13 protein-coding genes are annotated in these 14,390 nt (G+C 60.1%); 6 read left to right on the top strand and 7 right to left on the bottom strand.

What is annotated here, in order from left to right; all coding sequences use genetic code 11:
• Positions 1-77 precede the first annotated feature (77 nt).
• Positions 78-1,532: a glutamate synthase subunit beta gene (locus BN77_RS01015; RefSeq protein ID WP_007527544.1), complete on the top strand. Its 1,455-nt coding sequence runs from the start codon at positions 78-80 to the stop codon at positions 1,530-1,532.
• Between the two features lie 47 nt (positions 1,533-1,579).
• On the opposite strand, the gene BN77_RS01010 is transcribed toward BN77_RS01015, so the two are convergent.
• Together BN77_RS01010 and BN77_RS01005 are read right to left on the bottom strand one after the other, a co-directional pair.
• Entirely contained in the window at positions 1,580-2,809 is a 1,230-nt protein-coding gene (locus tag BN77_RS01010; RefSeq protein ID WP_081593512.1) for an SGNH/GDSL hydrolase family protein, read from the bottom strand.
• A gap of 62 nt (positions 2,810-2,871) precedes the next feature.
• The gene (locus BN77_RS01005; RefSeq protein ID WP_007527540.1) at positions 2,872-4,095 is read right to left on the bottom strand and encodes a lytic murein transglycosylase; all 1,224 of its coding nucleotides are present in this window, start codon (positions 4,093-4,095) and stop codon (positions 2,872-2,874) included.
• 199 nt (positions 4,096-4,294) lie between these two features.
• Here BN77_RS01005 and galU point away from each other — a divergent pair, with 199 nt between their 5' ends.
• Entirely contained in the window at positions 4,295-5,182 is an 888-nt protein-coding gene (gene galU, locus BN77_RS01000) for a UTP--glucose-1-phosphate uridylyltransferase GalU (RefSeq protein ID WP_040676590.1), read from the top strand.
• Between the two features lie 64 nt (positions 5,183-5,246).
• On the opposite strand, the gene BN77_RS00995 is transcribed toward galU, so the two are convergent.
• The gene (locus BN77_RS00995; protein WP_007527536.1) at positions 5,247-6,767 is read right to left on the bottom strand and encodes an outer membrane beta-barrel protein; all 1,521 of its coding nucleotides are present in this window, start codon (positions 6,765-6,767) and stop codon (positions 5,247-5,249) included.
• Positions 6,768-6,894: 127 nt separating this feature from the next.
• Here BN77_RS00995 and BN77_RS00990 point away from each other — a divergent pair, with 127 nt between their 5' ends.
• Positions 6,895-7,890 (top strand): KpsF/GutQ family sugar-phosphate isomerase, encoded by a 996-nt coding sequence (locus BN77_RS00990; protein ID WP_007527535.1) that lies wholly within the window; start codon positions 6,895-6,897, stop codon positions 7,888-7,890.
• Here BN77_RS00990 and BN77_RS00985 read toward each other — a convergent pair whose 3' ends face one another.
• Positions 7,891-8,346, bottom strand: coding sequence for an NfeD family protein (locus BN77_RS00985; RefSeq protein ID WP_007527534.1), 456 nt, complete (start codon positions 8,344-8,346; stop codon positions 7,891-7,893).
• Complete coding sequence (locus tag BN77_RS00980) at positions 8,343-9,353, bottom strand: SPFH domain-containing protein (protein WP_007527533.1); 1,011 nt, start codon at positions 9,351-9,353, stop codon at positions 8,343-8,345. The genes BN77_RS00985 and BN77_RS00980 overlap by 4 nt, the downstream gene beginning before the upstream one ends.
• A gap of 200 nt (positions 9,354-9,553) precedes the next feature.
• Here BN77_RS00980 and queC point away from each other — a divergent pair, with 200 nt between their 5' ends.
• From queC to queE, 3 genes are read left to right on the top strand one after another with little or no spacing between them, the layout of a single operon-like run.
• Positions 9,554-10,264 carry a 7-cyano-7-deazaguanine synthase QueC gene (gene queC / locus BN77_RS00975; protein ID WP_007527532.1) on the top strand — a complete coding sequence of 237 codons (711 nt, stop codon included), beginning with the start codon at positions 9,554-9,556 and terminating at the stop codon, positions 10,262-10,264.
• Positions 10,264-10,620, top strand: a complete 357-nt coding sequence (queD, locus tag BN77_RS00970; RefSeq protein WP_007527531.1) for a 6-carboxytetrahydropterin synthase QueD — start codon at positions 10,264-10,266, stop codon at positions 10,618-10,620. The genes queC and queD overlap by 1 nt, the downstream gene beginning before the upstream one ends.
• Positions 10,617-11,354, top strand: coding sequence for a 7-carboxy-7-deazaguanine synthase QueE (queE, locus tag BN77_RS00965; RefSeq protein ID WP_007527530.1), 738 nt, complete (start codon positions 10,617-10,619; stop codon positions 11,352-11,354). Before queD ends, queE begins: the two co-directional genes overlap by 4 nt.
• Here the strand turns inward: queE and hemH are convergent, their stop codons facing one another.
• The gene (hemH, locus tag BN77_RS00960) at positions 11,355-12,392 is read right to left on the bottom strand and encodes a ferrochelatase (RefSeq protein ID WP_007527529.1); all 1,038 of its coding nucleotides are present in this window, start codon (positions 12,390-12,392) and stop codon (positions 11,355-11,357) included. It lies immediately after the preceding gene.
• Positions 12,393-12,513: 121 nt separating this feature from the next.
• On the bottom strand, positions 12,514-14,388 hold the full coding sequence (locus BN77_RS00955) for a bifunctional metallophosphatase/5'-nucleotidase (protein ID WP_007527527.1): 1,875 nt from the start codon (positions 14,386-14,388) through the stop codon (positions 12,514-12,516).
• Between the last annotated feature and the right edge of the window lie 2 nt (positions 14,389-14,390).

The following is a 14,390-nucleotide window of genomic DNA, read 5'->3' as shown; positions in this document are numbered from 1 at the left end:
AACTTGCCTCCACTGTCGAGGCTGACGATGGACAACTGGCCGCAGGCGAGGCGGTCATGAGTGTAAGGGACGAAAACATGGGTAAGGTCACAGGGTTTCTGGAAATCGACCGGCAGGTGGCGAAGTATCAGCCTGCCTCGGATCGCATCCGGCATTTCCGCGAATTCACGATCCCGATGTCGGACCAGGAAGTGCAGAAACAGGCAGCCCGCTGCATGGACTGTGGCATCCCCTATTGCCATGGTCCGACCGGTTGTCCTGTCCACAACCAGATTCCTGACTGGAACGACCTCGTCTATAACAACAACTGGGAAGCGGCGATTCAGAACCTGCATTCGACGAACAACTTCCCCGAGTTTACCGGCCGCGTTTGCCCCGCGCCTTGCGAGGAAGCCTGCACGCTTAATCTCGAAGACACGCCGGTTGCGATCAAGACCGTCGAGCAGGCGATCGCCGACAAGGCCTACGAGCTCGGCTTCATTCGTCCGCAGCCGGCGACTATCCATACGGGCAAGAAGGTGGCGATCATCGGTTCCGGCCCGGCCGGCATGGCGGCTGCCCAGCAGCTCGGTCGCGCTGGGCACGAGGTCCATGTGTACGAACGCGAAAGCAAGCCCGGCGGCCTGCTGCGCTACGGTATCCCTGACTTCAAGATGGAAAAGAACTTTATCGATCGCCGCGTCGAGCAGATGAAGGGTGAGGGCGTTGCCTTCCATTGCGGCGTCAATGTCGGGGTCGACGTGAAGGTCGAGCAGCTGCTCGCCGATTACGATGCGGTACTCTATTGTGGTGGTTCGGAAACGCCGCGCGAGGCGGGCATTCCCGGTATCGAGCTTTCCGGTGTCCATGATGCGATGCCGTACCTCGTGCAGCAGAACAAGCGCGTCGGCCGCGAAAACATCGATAGCGTCGGGTGGGCCTCCGACCCGATCCTCGCAGGCGCAAAGCATGTCGTCGTCGTCGGCGGTGGCGATACCGCATCGGACTGCGTCGGCACGGCGTTCCGTCAGGGCGCAGTGAAGGTCACGCAGCTCGACATCCGCCCGCAGCCCCCGGAGAAGGAAGACAAGCTCGCCGTCTGGCCGTTCTGGGCGACGAAGATGCGCACTTCCTCATCGCAGGCGGAAGGCGCCGTTCGCGAGTTCCAGGTGGCAACGCTCGAGTTCGTAGGCGAGGATGGCCAGCTTACCGGCGTGAAGTGCTGCGAAGTCGACGAGCGCCGCAAGCCGATCGCCGGCACGGAGTTCATCATCAAGGCCGACCTCGCCTTCATCGCGATCGGTTTCAGCGGCCCGTTCAAGGACAGCGTGGTGAAGGAACTCGACGGTAAACTCACGCTCAACACCGACCGTCGTGGCTCGACCAATGTCGTCGCCAACGACCGCGACTACAAGACGTCGGTCGACAAGCTCTGGACGGCAGGCGACGTGCGCCGGGGCCAGTCGTTGGTTGTCTGGGCGATTCGCGAAGGCCGCCAGGCCGCCCGTGCCATCGACGAAGCCCTGATGGGCTCGACGGTTCTGCCGCGGTAAGGGACAATGGCGCTGAAGAATTGGGGCCGCGTTTGAGCGGCCCCTTTTCATTTGATCGAGATCTGGGCCGTCGGCTTCATCGGCGTCATTCGGTAGTCATCGACGCGACCGGCGGGGGGCGCTGCCATCTCGCCGTCCTGAACCAAGAGATCGCGTGGCGACTTGGTGGCGCTCACGGGCAGTGCTCTGCCACCAAGGAGTTCCGCGCCTCCATCCAGGTTGGGGTCGGAGAGGCTGATCGGTTCGGTGCGGCCGGGTATCGCGACCGCATCGATCGCCGGCGCGTTGCCGGTGTCGAGGCGAACGAGGTCAGGGCTTGCCTGCACACCGAGAATGCGGCGGACAGGCTTCTCGACATAGAAGGCAAGCTTGCGCCGGCCGGCTTCCGTGAGGTTAATGCCGTCCGAAGTGCGCAGGCGCACCTGCTGGCCGTTGATATCCGAGCCGGTAACGATGAAATCACCTGCTTCGTCGACGAACCCATCCCAGATGTCGACGAACTCGCCGCCGGCGCTGTCCATCTGCTTGCGGAACAACTGATTAAGCTGCACCGCATCGGCGGTCATCGCGGGCGAATCGAAGGCTGGCAGTCCGACCCAGAGCAGCGGGATCTTGCGACTGGTCACCTGCTTGCCGAAGGCCACGACGCGACGCTGATATTCGGCGTACCAGCCGTCTGTCCTGAACTTCTCCTTGCCAATATCCGTCACCATCTGCTGGCGGTCATTCGCGCCGAGCATGACGACGACCATGGCGGGCTTTGCCTCGTCCATGAACTTTGTCAGTTGTTGCGGCCAGTCATAATAATCGTCTCGGACAAGCCCGGAGGCGACATTGCTGTGCGTCTCGATGACGATACCAGGAGAATCCTTGAACGCCGCTTCCATGCCGATGCCAAGGCCGCCGGCGAGAAAATCTCCAACGACGAGGATCTTCTGGGCGTTAGCAAGCTTCTCGACGACCCTCTCTTCGACGGCAGCAGGAGCCGCCGGACGCGGGGTGGAAGCGATCTTGGGCGCAACCTTTCTTTTTGGTGCAGGCTGCCGCTGCGGTGCAGTTTGAGATGGCGCCTGTGGCGGATATTCCTGGATGTAGCGACGGCCGAGGAAGAAATCGAGAATTGATTGGCGATAATAATACCGCTCCTGCGCATTGACGACCTGCACCGGGAACGCGCTAAAGACAAGCACCACCGTTGCGGTGCTGATTGCACCCCAGCGCAGCGTTGCCCGGTGTACTCGTTTACGCATAGTCAGGAGCCTCGCATCTGCCCGCATTCTCGCATAGAGCGGCAAGGCGCGTCCACACCCCAAAGTGCATCTCGACGATTATTCTCCGTCTACTTGCGAAGCGCGTTTAAGAGCGGCAGTGATGGCTCGCCGTCCTGCTGCATGCCGATACGGGCCTGGACAGCGGCGATGGCAGCCTTCGATCCGCTGCCGAAGTTCCCGTCAACCTCCCCGTCATAATAGCCGAGTGTCTTCAGGCGGGTTTGCAGTTCAAATTTCTCCTTCACGTCAAGCGTCCCATCCGGCCGCGGCCAGCGCTGTTTCATGCCGCCGTAGCCCGCAATCTCATCCGCTAACAGCCCGACAGCGATCGCATAGCTGTCCGAGGCGTTGTAGTTCTTTATTGTGAAGAAGTTACTCGTCATCAGGAAGCCCGGACCATCGGGGCCAGCCGGCATCTTCAGCACGGCGTTGCCGCCGCCATCACGGAAGCTCTTGCCGTTCGGCCGGGTCAGGCCTAGGGAGGCCCACTGCGCCAACGTGTGGGTCTTTCCAACCTGCTTTTTGGCATTCGGCGGCACAACAACTTCATAACCCCAGGTCTTGCCGGCATCCCATCCGTTCTTCATCAGCAGGTTGGCAGAGGTGGCGAGCGCATCAGGCACGGAGTTCCAGATATCGCGATGACCGTTGCCGTCGGCATCGACGGCATAGAGCAGATAGCTTGTTGGAATAAACTGGGTGTGGCCCATTGCGCCGGCCCAGGAGCCGGTCATTCCGTCCGGGGAAATGTCGCCGTCCTGCAGGATCTTCAGCGCGGCGATCAGCTGCTTCTTGGCGAACTTGGCGCGGCGTTCGTCCGCATAGGCGAGCGTCGCCAGGGCGCGCGGCACATAATGCAGGCGATCGTCCTTGCCGAGGACCGCGCCGTAATTCGATTCCATCGACCAGATGGCAAGCAGAATCGTTTTGTCCACGCCAAACTGGCGCTGGATGGAATTCAGCGTCGAGGCGTATTTAGCGGCCATCTGACGACCAATTTGGACAGTGTAAGGATTTACACGAGAATCCACATAGTCCCAGATTTTTGTCGTGAATTCAGGCTGATAGGCCGCCTTCTCGAGCACGGTCGGGTCCGGATCGTTTACTCCTGCGAATGCTTTGCGGTAAGTTGCCTTGCTGATGCCATTTTGAGCGGCAGTTTGGTAGAAGTCCGCGATCCACTTCTGGAACCGCTGATCTGCTTTCGCGTTGATGGGGGCCAGACCGGCGGACGCGGTCACGATGAGTGCGATAGCAAGACCACGAAGGGAGTTTCTGTGATTTTGAGTCATCGGCGGTCATCCGTCCTTTCGTTTCAGGCACAGCGGAGCGCGAATTTCCGCTCAGGCCTGAGACTACCTGAACGAAGTCAACAAATTCTTTACCATGACGTAGGAATGCAGTCACCATTTGCAAAACGGTAGCAAATCTCATCTAGTCCAATCAAAATGCCTTTTATTTCAAGCGATGTAATCATCGCAGGAGGATTGTGTGGCAGAGCATAAAAAAGTTCGTAAAGCTGTATTTCCGGTTGCAGGCCTCGGGACTCGCTTTCTCCCGGCCACGAAAGCCGTGCCAAAGGAAATGCTGACTGTCGTCGACAAACCCATTATTCAGTATGTGGTCGACGAAGCTTTGGAAGCGGGCATCGAGCATTTCGTTTTCGTCACAGGTCGAAACAAGCACATCATCGAAGACTACTTCGATATTCATTTCGAGCTCGAGCAGACGCTGCGCGAGCGCAGTAAGCAGGCGGAAATGACGCTGCTCGCCGGCCAGCTTCCCAAGGCTGGTACCGTCAGCTTCACCCGCCAGCAGGAGCCGCTTGGCCTCGGCCACGCCGTCTGGTGTGCCCGCGAGATCGTCGGCAATGAACCCTTCGCTCTGCTGCTGCCGGACATGATCATGAAGAGCGAAGGCAAAGGCTGCATGAAGGGCATGATCGATCTGTATGCCCACAGCGGCGGCAACATCATCGCCGTCGAGGAATGCGCACCCGATCAGGCCCACAAGTACGGTATCGTCGGCGTTGGCGAGCAGATCGGCGAGGGTTTCCGTATCACCAGCATGGTCGAAAAGCCGGCCAAGGGCACGGCACCGTCGAACTATTTCATCAATGGCCGCTACATACTACAGCCTGAGGTCTTCAAGATCCTGGAAACCCAGGAACGCGGCGCCGGCAACGAAATCCAGCTGACCGACGGCATGCTGAAGCTGCTGAAGGATCAGACGTTCGCAGGCTATCACTTCCGCGGCACCACCTATGACTGCGGCGCCAAGGACGGCTTCATCCTGGCCAACGTGGCGTTTGCACTGGAACGTGCCGACATCCGCCCGACCGTCGAAGAAGGCTTCAAGGCGCTGCTGAAGAGCCTTTGACCTCGTTAGCTCCTGAGCAATTCGATTCGCCTGCAAGCCTCCCACTTGCAGGCGGATTTCGTTTTTAGCGCTTCAGTTTCAGGCCGACGCCAGCTCGCCATTGTTCGGAATCACTGCTCGTCTTGCGGGATGTCAGCTCCCAGCCGATGGTGCTCGTCATGTCGAGGTAGCGGTTGATGTTCCAGGTCAGTCCGGCGCTCGTGGTGTAGACCGTTTCGTCGCTGGTCGGGCTATCCGACGGATAGTCGCGATAGGTGATGCCGCCGAGCACGCTGCCGGTCAGATTGTCTCGCAGCTGATGCGTTATGCCGGTCGTCAAGGCGTGGGAAACGTAGCCGGATTCGCCAGCAGTCGTCGACGGGTTTATGCTTGTCAGCAGGCCGACATTGACGTCGGTGCCTCTCACCGGCGACCACAGTAGCTGGGCGTCGACAACGGCGGCATCGATGTCTGAGAGGCGGTCGTCATCGAAGGTGGCAGTCTGGTAGCCAACTCCAACCTCACCGCGAAGCTTTTCGCCCATGTCAAGCTCGACGCCGACCTTAGCGCCATAGCTATCCCCCGAGCGGCGGTAGCCTGCTGAGTCAACCGCGTCATCGTAGACTGTCTTGCCGACATTGGCCTCGATGAAGGGAATGAGGGCCGGGGACAGCTCGTAGCCGATACGGCCACGGATCCTGCCGCTGGTCTCGTTGCGATCGCTCAACGAAACCGGTGTTCCATCGGAAAGCGTCGCGTCGGAATAGATCGCGCGGCTGAGATCGATCCCGGTGCTGGCGCGCAGGATGCCGAAGTCGCGTTCGATCGTAGCGCCGGTGCTGAATTCCTGAACATCCGATTGCTTGTCGGCATTCTGCAGAGCATTCGGATCATCAGTATCTTCGCGATAGAAATGGTAGCCGCCGGTGATGTGCGCGGTCGTATCCTGCGGAAGGTCGAGGCGCAAGTCGCCTTTGATCTGGAAGTCCGGCTGCTCCTCGCCTTCGCCGCTTATATTCTTCTGCCAGGCGCCGTCCGTTGTCACGGAGAGCTGGTGCAACGACCAGTCGGACGTCAGCGTGGCGTGCAGATCCGTTTCGAGGAAACCACGTGTCTGACTGACGCCGGCGTCTTTCTGGGTCTCGGTATTGATGCTCTGCGTAATGGTCGGGCGTAGCACAAAGGTGCCGATGCGGATGCCCGGTGTTTCCTCGAAGGCCGGATTAGGCTCCGGCTTTCGGGCTGGCAGCCGCTCGTCTAGCGGCGCCTCGCGCGTGTTCAGCCGCATCATGTCCTCGTCAAGGATTGAGCCCGTGATTTCGTCACTCGGCTTTTGATCGGACGCCGCAATGGGGGAGGTTGTGGCTCCTTGCGCGGCATTGTCGACCGTTGATGTGGTGATGTTCGAGGTTTCGGCAATACCGCTTTCATCTGCCGCGGCTGCGGTAGCCGATGCGTCGGGCGAGCGTATTAGATTGTTGGAGACCGGCATCGACTGTGCAAATGCGGGTCGAGACGCGAGAGCGCCTACAGTCAGGGCCATGGATACGGCAAAGCCCGCCGCGCGGAGCGGCGTGAGACTGCTCGTATCCTTCCAATGGCGCATTTTTTTCCTGGCATGCTTCGAAGTGTTACCCGAACGTAAAGGCTTGTGGTTAACCTTTCGTTGCGCTCGCCTGCCATCGGGATCAGCCGGTGGACTCGGCTGACGAAAACCGCTAACGCAGAGTGCCATGATCAAAAGAGCGGTAAATGTAATCGAAGACGGTGTGCTTGAGTCTGCGAAGCGGACAATTGGCACCGAGAGGCGGGCGCTTGAGGCCCTGGAGCGGGCTTTTGACGACGGACTTGCCTCACCCTTCATGCGGGCCGTCGAGACGATTACCGGGGTTAGCGGTCGCGTCATTGTAACCGGCGTTGGTAAGAGCGGCCACATCGGCGTAAAGATCGCCGCCACACTGGCGTCGACAGGCACGCCGGCTTTCTTCGTCCATGCAGCCGAAGCAAACCACGGCGATCTCGGAATGATCGGCACGACCGATGTCGTTGTCGCTCTTTCCAAGGGCGGAGAAAGCGCCGAGCTTCGCAGCATCATTGCCTATACGCGTCGTTTCTCCATTCCGCTGATTGCCGTCACCTGCTCTGAGAAATCTTCCCTCGCCGCGGCTTCGGACATCATCCTACTGATGCCGAACGTGGAGGAAGCCTGCCCGCATGGGCTTGCACCGACGACATCGACGCTGATGCAACTCGCCATGGGTGACGCACTTGCGATTGCTCTACTGGAGGCACGGGGCTTCACGGCGCGGGATTTTCACGTGTTCCATCCAGGCGGCAAACTTGGCGCGAGTCTCAGTCATGTCGCCGATATTATGCATACTGGCGATCGTGTGCCGCTGGTGGCGAAGGGAACGCCTGTACCAATGGCGATCTCGACATTGTCTCGCAAGCATTTCGGCTGTGTCGGCATTCTGGACGAAAATGAGCGTCTCTGCGGCATCATCACGGAAGGCGATTTGGCACGTAATCTGGCGCGGAACCTCTCCGAACTGGTGGTCGACGACATCATGACGCGCACGCCGAAGACAGTGAAGCCCACGGTGCTGGCAACGGCCGCGCTTGCTATGCTCAACCAGCACAGCATCGGCGCCCTTATCGTCGTCGACGACGACAATCGGCCCATTGGGCTTGTGCATTTCCACGATCTGCTGCGGATCGGCGTGGCGTGATCAAGCTAGTTCCACAGTCAGATCGCGGCCACTGCTTGCTACGACCTTCACCCTCGTGCCGACCGGCAAATCGGGACCACTGACACGCCACACAGTGTCGTCGAGGCGAATGCGGCCGCGGCCTTCGCGAATAGGCTCCGTCAGCGTTGCTGTGCGACCAACGAGGCTCGCGGCCCTCTGATTGAGGAAGGGCTGGTCCGTTTCACCATGCCGAAGTGTCAGTTTGCGGCCAATGAACGTTGCCACGACGGCAAGCAGCGCAAAAAGGATGGCCTGAACCTGCCAGAACCAGAAGCTGCTATCCCAGAACAGCAGCGACAACAGGCCGACGATCAAGGCAGCGAGGCCGATCCAGACGAGAAAGAAGCCCGGCGCGATCAATTCTGCCGCCAAAAGTATCAGGCCGGCGATCCACCAGCTCCAGGGTCCGAGTTCCGCGACAAGGCTGGCAATCATGGCTCATCGCTCCGTTGGCGGGTTAAAGGGTTGACGGCCGGAGTAGTCCGCGGCGTGGACTGCGGGCGCGGCGCCGGTGGAGTCGGGTTATCGCCGAAGACCTCCTTGGCGATGGCCCCAATACCGCCAAGCGAGCCGATAAGAGAGGAAGCTTCGACCGGCATCAGCACGACCTTGGAATTGCCGGCGGTGCCGATTGAGGCCAGTGCTTCGGTGTATTTCTGGGCGACGAAATAGTTGATTGCCTGAAGATTGCCCGATGCGATCGCTTCGGAGACCATCTTCGTAGCCTTTGCTTCCGCCTCGGCCAAACGTTCTCGCGCCTCGGCGTTTCGGAAGGCCGCTTCGCGCTGGCCCTCGGCCTGAAGAATCGCGGATTGCTTGGCGCCCTCCGCCCGGAGAATCTGGGCGTTACGGGAGCCTTCCGCTTCCAGCACCTGGGCGCGCTTTTCACGTTCAGCCTTCATCTGCCGCGCCATGGCGTCCACCAGGTCGCGCGGGGGCTGGATGTCCTTGATCTCGACGCGGGTTACCTTGATGCCCCAAGGCTGCACGGCATCGTCGACGACGCGCAACAGCCGGTCGTTGATTGCGTCGCGGTTCGACAGCAGCTCGTCAAGGTCCATTGAGCCCATGACCGTGCGGATGTTGGTCATCGTAAGGTTCAGAATGGCATTCTCGAGGTGTGCGACCTGATAGGCAGCCTCGGCGGCGTTGAGGACCTGGTAAAAGGCGACGGCGTCGGTCGAGATCGAGGCGTTGTCCTTGGTGATGACCTCCTGCGTCGGCACGTTGAGGACCTGTTCCATGACGTTCATTCGTGCACCGACGCGCTCGATGAAGGGAGTGATCAGGTTTAAACCGGGTTCAAGGGTGCGGGTGTAGCGGCCGAAGCGCTCTATTGTATAGCGGTAGCCTTGCGGCACCGTCTTGATGCCGGCAAACAGGACCAGGATGACGAAGATCACCAGTGCAATGACGACGATATCGAAGCCACTCAGAACCATAAACTCCCCCGCGATAGAATCGACTGACACAACCTTAACCGAGCCGACCTCAAACGCCAGTAGCTTCGCCGGTGACGCTGTTTGCTCATGGATTCGATATGGGGGGTCTATTGGCTATTCACAACGGCGCCGCTTTGGCCTAGAAGACCCGCAGGAACTACCGGTCGCAGCCCACCCGGTCAAAACAAGGGATCCTCATCATGAAGACTATTGTCATCTGCTCCGGCGGATTGGACTCCGTTTCGCTCGCCCATCGTGTGGCAGCGGAACATCAGCTCATCAGCCTGCTGTCCTTCGATTATGGACAGCGACACCGCAAAGAGCTGGATTTTGCCACCGCCTGCGCCAAACGACTCGGCGTGCCGCACCAGATCATCGACATCCGCACCATCGGTCGGCATCTGACAGGATCAGCCCTGACAGACGACGTCGACGTGCCCGACGGCCACTACGCCGAGGAGACGATGAAAGCGACCGTGGTACCAAACCGCAACGCGATCATGTTGGCGATCGCGTTCGGCCTTGCCGCAGCTCAAAAGGCGGACGCGGTGGCTGTTGCTGTGCACGGCGGGGACCATTTCATTTATCCCGATTGCCGCCCGGGCTTCATCGATGCCTTCCAGGAAATGCAGAACCAGGCGCTCGACGGCTATGCCCGCGTTTCGCTGCTGGCTCCCTATATCAGCGTCTCCAAGGCCGATATCGTCACTGATGGCGCGAAATTCGGGACGCCATTTGCCGAGACATGGTCCTGCTACAAGGGCGGTACGCGTCACTGTGGACGCTGCGGCACCTGCGTCGAGCGACGCGAGGCTTTTCATCTGGCTGGCATCTCCGATCCTACGGAATATGACGATCCGGATTTCTGGGAAGCAGCAACGTCTGGCTATTCAGCCAGGGAGGTGAAGTGATGTTTCGCATCACCAAGGAGTTCCACTTCTCCGCATCCCATCAACTGACGCATCTGCCATCCGATCACCAGTGCGCGCGACTGCACGGGCACAATTACATCGTCGTGGTGGAACTTGCAGCCGCCGAACTGGATGAGAACGGTTTCGTGCGCGACTATCACGAGCTTTCGCCGCTGAAGCGCTATATCGACGAGCGCTTTGACCACCGGCACCTGAACGAAGTCTTCGGCCATGACCGCGTGACCTCGGAATATCTCGCCAAGCACTTCTACGACTGGTGCAAGGGGCGGCTGCCGGAGACCTCGGCGGTGCGCGTCAGCGAAACACCAAAGACCTGGGCGGAATATCGGCCATGAGCGGGACTCGCGAGGCGCAGATCCGCGTCAGCGAGATCTTTGGGCCGACGATCCAGGGGGAGGGCGTGCTGATCGGCCTGCCGACGGTCTTTGTCCGCATGGGTGGCTGCGATTATCGCTGTTCGTGGTGTGACAGCCTGCATGCGGTTGACAGCGAGTATCGCGATCAATGGCTGCCGATGACGGTTGACGGCATCTGGGCGGAAGTGACGCGGCTCTCCGGCGGCAAGCCGCTGATGGTGTCGCTTTCCGGTGGCAACCCGGCGATCCAGCCGCTTGGCGGTCTTATCGCGCACGGACATGACCACGGCTACAGCTTTGCGCTGGAAACACAGGGCAGCGTCGCCAAGCAATGGTTTGCCGATCTCGATGTGCTGGTGCTGAGCCCGAAGCCGCCGTCGAGCGGTATGGCGACGGATTGGAATGCCTTCGAAGACTGTCTCGAGATGGCCGCCGACGGGCCCAACATCGCCTTGAAGATCGTCGTTTTCGACGATCGCGACTATGCCTATGCTCGCGAGGCGGCAGCACGCTATCCAGACCTGTACGTCTACCTGCAGCCTGGAAACCACACGCCACCGCCGCCCAATGACGACGGTGCACGTGTCGATACCGACGGCATCATGGACAGGATGCTGTGGCTGGTCGACAAGGTAACCAAGGACCGGTGGTTCGAGGCACGTGTGCTGCCCCAGCTGCATGTCCTGCTGTGGGGCAACAAACGTGGTGTCTGATCAAACCCAGCCGAGCAGTTCGCGGCGGACGACCTTCTCCAGCACCCGCATGCCGTCCTCGCTGTCGTTGAGGCAGGAGATGTGGGTGAACTTCTCGCCGCCGTGCTCGTGGAAGGAATGAGCGGCCTGCTCGGCGATTTCCTCCAGTGTCTCCAGACAGTCGGACACGAAACCGGGATTGAGGACGGCGATCTTCTTGACGCCGTCCTGCGCCAGCTTCTCGACCGTCTTGTCGGTGTAGGGCTGCAGCCACTCTTCGGGCCCGAAACGCGATTGGAAGGTCACCATGAACTTCTCTTCGGAAAGCCCGAGCCGCTCGCGCAGCAGCTGGCCAGTCCTCTGGCATTGCCAGTAATAGGGGTCGCCCTTCTCTGAATAGGAGAGCGGAATTCCGTGGAAGGAGGCGAGGATGACCTCCGGCTGCCAATCCAGCGACGACAGGTGGCGGGTCACGGAATTGGCCAGCGCTTTGATGTAGGTCTTGTCGTCGTGATAATCCGGTACGGTTCGCAACGCCGGCTGCCAGCGCATTTTCAGCAGATGCTGGAACGCCTTGTCATTGACAGTTGCCGTAGTTGCCGCCGCATATTGCGGATACAGCGGAAACAGCAGGATGCGATCGCAGCCTTCGTCTTTCAGCGCTTGAATGCGCGACGGTATCGACGGCGTGCCGTAGCGCATGGCCCAGTCGACACGGACGTTCGGCAGGTCGTCCAGACGTTCTGCCATCAGCTTCGCCTGGTTGCGGGTGTAGGTGCGCAGAAAGCTCTCGTTCTTCTCCTTGTTCCAGATCGTCTCGTAGGCCTTGCCCACCTTTTGCGGGCGGGTGTTGAGGACGATGCCGAACAGGATCGGATACCACTTCCAGGGCGACCATTCGATGACGCGTTTATCGGTTAGGAATTCTTTCAGATAGCGGCGCATCGAGGTGTAATCGGTGCCGTCAGGCGTGCCGAGATTGACGAGCAGGACGCCCACCTTGTCCGATTTCACGGGTGGATGGTTCGCTGGACGGTGCGCAGTATTAACAGTCGTCATCTAAACCCCGGTATCTTGTCTGGCCGGCTCATGGGCGGCCGGACCTTGCCGGTTCACCCTATAGAAACAAAAGCCGGCCCAGGGAACCCCGGACCGACATTCAGGATCGAGACAAATCGTCTTACTTCGACGGGATCTGCAGTTCCTTGCCGACCGTCAGGTGGCGCGGCGCAGGTTCGCCGTTTGCAACCGAAATTCTCTTCCAGAGTGCACCGTTGCCGTAGAACTGCTTGGCAAGATCCCAGAGCGTATCACCGGCGGCGATGACGTGATTGGTTGGCGTATTTGGGGCAAGGGCTGCAGCGGGTGCCTCCGCCATGGGCGCTGCCGGTGCTGCGGCGGGCGCGGATGTGGCCGGGGCAGTCGTTGCGGGGGTTTCCGTCCCTGATGCGGCAACCTCGGTGATGCGCCCATCGGTGTACGGCTTGTAGGGCGAGTGCGCCGCCAGATATTCAGCGGTTACGTCGGCAAGATCGGGTCCGAAGTCATAGGCGTTCTTACCCGCCGTCTCGAAGATCGAATAGCCATCGCCACCCGCACGCATGAAGTTGTTGGTGACAACGCCGTAGGTCTTCGCGTCGTCGAGCGGCACGAAGCTATCGCCGTCCTTGACCTCGACCGATACGAGGCGGCTGCCAGCGGGCCTGGTCTTGTCGAAGATGTATTTCACACCGGATACCTGCGGGAAGCGGCCGGCTCCTTCCTCGATCTTGCCGAGACCGTTTTCCAATGCCTTGCGCAAATCAGCGCCGGTCAGCTGGAAGGTAGCAAGCGTGTTCTGAAACGGCAGAACGGTGATGACTTCGCCCTGAGTAACGTCGCCGGCATCGATCGATGCGCGAAGGCCGCCGCCGTTCTGGATCGCGATGGTCATGCCCTGGCTCCTGCCCCGATCGAGCATGGCATCGGCCACAAGATTGCCCATCGAGCACTCCTTGACGCGGCAGACGGTGCGGTCGCCGTCAATCGGCGCCTCGCTGGAGCCGATGACCTTCTTGCGCAGTTCCTCGATCGGCTTGGCGAGCTCGGCGATCCGGGCGGTGAGTGTCGGATCGGGCGTGAAGGAAGAGTCGATCAGGATCGGGTCACCCTTGGCTTCCTTGACGACGCCGTTGTCATCGAAGGTGACGACGAGGTCGCCGAGATACTTGCTGTAGGATGCAGCCTGAACCACCGGCACCTTATAGCCGCCGGGATTGCCGACCATCGTCGGATAGGGTCCTTCCGCCTTCGGGTCGGTATTGGACAGCAGGCTGTGCGAATGACCGCCGACGACAACATCGACATCGGGGATCTTGGCGATGGCGGCGAGGTCGCGGGGATAGCCGACATGCGTCAGCGCGATGATCTTGTTGACGCCCTGCTTCTTCAGGTCCTCGACCGCTGCGGTGATGGTCTGCACGTCGTCAGCGATCATCACCTTCGGGCCGGGTGAGGACAATTCTTCGGTGTCGTTCGTCACGGCACCGACGATGCCGATCTTCTGGCCGCCGACGTCGAGCACAAGGGAAGGCTTGATACGCTCGCCGAGCTTTGAGCCGTCTCCCGCGAGGACGTTGGCCGAAATGACAGGGAATTTCACCTTGTCGAGGAAGGTTGCCAGGCCATCCTCGCTGTCGTCGAACTCATGGTTGCCGACGGTCATGACGTCAAACTTCATGTCGTTCAGCACTTCCGCTTCTGCGGCACCCTTGTAAGTGGTGTAGAAAAGCGAACCCTGGAAATTGTCCCCGCCATTGAGCAGCAGCACGTTCTTGCCGCTAAGGGCATTGCGACGCTGATCGATCGCGGTCTTCAGGCGGGCGGCGCCGCCGAAGCATTCCTTCTTGGCCTCTTCTTCGGCCGAGCAGGTCGAGTCGAACTTGTTGATCGACTCGATGCGCGAATGGAAATCGTTGATGTGAAGGATATTGAGTTCGTAATCGGCAAAGGCGGCGCCGCTCGACAGCGCCAGCATCGACGCGGTCAGCAGACCGAATTGAAAGGATTTCGTCATCC

The sequence above is a fragment of the Rhizobium mesoamericanum STM3625 genome (assembly GCF_000312665.1).
GTDB classification, from domain to species: Bacteria; Pseudomonadota; Alphaproteobacteria; order Rhizobiales; family Rhizobiaceae; genus Rhizobium; species Rhizobium mesoamericanum.
The sequence above is the reverse complement of the archived record's forward strand: the minus strand, read 5'-3'. Positions and strand labels throughout refer to the sequence as shown.